A 2,368-nucleotide genomic window follows, 5' to 3' on the forward strand; every position below is an offset into this window, starting at 1 on the left:
CGGCCCGCGGTGCGCTGGCAGAAGGCGGCGTAGTCGGCGGTGTACATCAGGAAGGTGTGCCAGCCGATGTCGACCAGTTCCGACGGGCCGAGGCCGATGCCGGGGTTGGCGGCGCAGGCGGCGAGGAAGGCCAGTGCCTGCTCCATGATGGGCTCGGCGATGCCGGCGTGCTCGGGGTGGTCGACGCGGATCCGGGCGACGAGCCGGTCGAACAGTGCGGGGTTGATGAGGGCGCGCGGGTCGGTGACGGTGGGGCGGTCGACGATGACGGTCATCGGTCCTCCGTAGTGTCGGTCCTGCGGCTCCCTGTTGGGGGCGTGCTTCTACGGTGAGCGCCGCGAGGTGGCGGTAGAAGGCGCTGCCCGAGACGTGCATGCGGTGTGCGGAAAACGCAAATCCCGGTAGACATCCGCGACCATCCGCTTACGCTGAGTGCGACAGGGCAGGTGGGGGCATGGGTGACTGTGATCCTGTATGGAGCTCTCGGGCAATGATGGCGGCACGAGCCGCCGGAGACCTCGGCGCCGTCGTCCGCCTGGTCCGCCGCGACCGCGGTCTGACCCAAGGCCAGCTCGGGGCTCTGCTGTGCTGCTCGGCTTCGACGATCTCCCGGCTGGAGACCGGCGACCAGCCCCTCACCAACGTCGCCATCCTGCAGCTCTTGGCCCAGCATCTGGGCATCCCGCCCGCGGTTCTCGGCTTATCCTCGGACGCCAACGGGCGACATGCCGCATTCGCTGTAGCCTCCCCGCGGGCTGCGTCGCCGATTACCGTGGCCTGTGACGATCACGACGAGGACGGTGGCGATCCGATGCGGCGACGTGAACTCCTGACCAACCTCGCTCTGACCGGCGCGGCGACCGCCGTCCCCGATCTGCTGTCCAGACTCGATGACGCCCTGGCCGTCCTGCCTACCCCCTCCGCTCCTGCGGTTCCGGACCAGATCGCTTCTCGGCTGGCGTGGGCCCGCGCCAGCTTCGACACCGGAGATCTCTCCCGGCTGGTCGCCGGGCTGCCCGACCTGCTCGCCTCGGCTCAAGAAGCGGCCGAGACCCACGCGACGGCGACCGCCTACGCGCGGGCCGCCGCATGCTACGACCTGGCAACCGACACACTGCTCAAGATGGGCCGCCATGAGGCCAGCAGGATCACCGCAGATCGTGCCGTCATGCTCGCGAATCTGTCCGGAGCCCCGATCAGCATGGCCACCTCGGCGCGTTCCCTGAGTATGGTGCTGCGCCACGAAGGCCGCCGCACGATCGCGGATCAGCTCATATTGCAGGCTGTGCACCGCGTGGAGGTCGCAGGACTCGATGTCCCCGCCCATGCCGCCGCCTACGCCCAGATGCTGTGCACCTGCGCCTACACCGCCGCTCAGGTAGGAGACCGCGACCGCGCCCGGGAAATGATCGGGCAAGCTGCGCAGGTCGCCGCCCGACTTCCCTCACGAGCAGTGTCCGGCCAGCCTTTCACCGTCAGCCCGGCGCACGTCAGCCTGTATGAGATCGGCGTGCACTGGGCTCTGGGGGACGCTGGGGCGGCTCTGCACGCGGGGCGCGGCGTGCACCCTAGCCAGCTGCCTACCCCTGAGCGGCGTGGGCGTTTGCACACCGACCTGGCGCGGGCGTGGTGGCAATGGGGAAAACCCGAACAGACCGCATCGGCTCTGCTGAGCGCCTGCCATGAGTCTCTCGGCGAGGTCCGTACCCGGCCGGCGATCCGCGCGATGGCGGTGGCCCTGATCGACCAGCACCCTCGGGTACCTGGTGTGCAAACTCTGGCCGCCACCATCGGCTATAGCCGCTGACCTGTGTGCGTGTGTCAGAGCGGCGGGGCGTTTTCGGTTGTTCGGGCCCGTTCAATAGGATCGCCCGGTACCACTGCACCGCCCCGGGGGAGACATGGCCGACTACGAGTTCCCTGACGACCTGATCGCCGCTCAGCGCGCGTACTACGCCGCTGACGCCCGCGTGCAAGAGGTGACCGACGCTCTGCCGTCCTCGCAGGAGATCCTGGAAGGGTTCATGACGGACGAGCAGCGGGCGGAGCTGGCCGAGGTGCGGGAAGCCCGGCTCGTCGCCCTTGAGGCGCTCAACGCCCACCAGTTCTGGGTGACGGTGGACGGTAGGCACGCCGCCTGGATGGCGCTACAGAAGGCTGCCAAGGACTGACCGGGCAGCGCGCCCCGCACTGGTGGCCGGGGCACGCCCACCGGGTTCAGGGGATGTACATGGTGAAGTAGTAGCCGAGCGGTCGGTACCGGTCTTCGTACTGCCGACAGGCACCGAGTCCAGTGAAATCGCCATGTTCATAGGCGTCCTGGAAGCCGACCCGGCAGGCAGCCATGGTCTCGTAGCGACGGGACCAA

The 2,368-nt window shown here is 68.7% G+C and carries 2 protein-coding genes and 1 pseudogene; 2 read left to right on the forward strand and 1 reads right to left on the reverse strand.

What is annotated here, in order from left to right; all coding sequences use genetic code 11:
- Positions 1-275, reverse strand: a pseudogene (locus AB0395_RS48065) (hypothetical protein); the annotation flags it as partial.
- 215 nt (positions 276-490) lie between these two features.
- Between AB0395_RS48065 and AB0395_RS48070 the strand changes: the two are divergent.
- Positions 491-1,807 (forward strand): helix-turn-helix transcriptional regulator, encoded by a 1,317-nt coding sequence (locus AB0395_RS48070; RefSeq protein ID WP_366295051.1) that lies wholly within the window; start codon positions 491-493, stop codon positions 1,805-1,807.
- A 94-nt stretch (positions 1,808-1,901) separates the two neighbouring features.
- Positions 1,902-2,171, forward strand: coding sequence for a hypothetical protein (locus tag AB0395_RS48075; RefSeq protein WP_366295053.1), 270 nt, complete (start codon positions 1,902-1,904; stop codon positions 2,169-2,171).
- Positions 2,172-2,368 lie beyond the last annotated feature (197 nt).

Source organism: Streptosporangium sp. NPDC051023, from assembly GCF_040689595.1.
Classification (GTDB): domain Bacteria; phylum Actinomycetota; class Actinomycetes; order Streptosporangiales; family Streptosporangiaceae; genus Streptosporangium.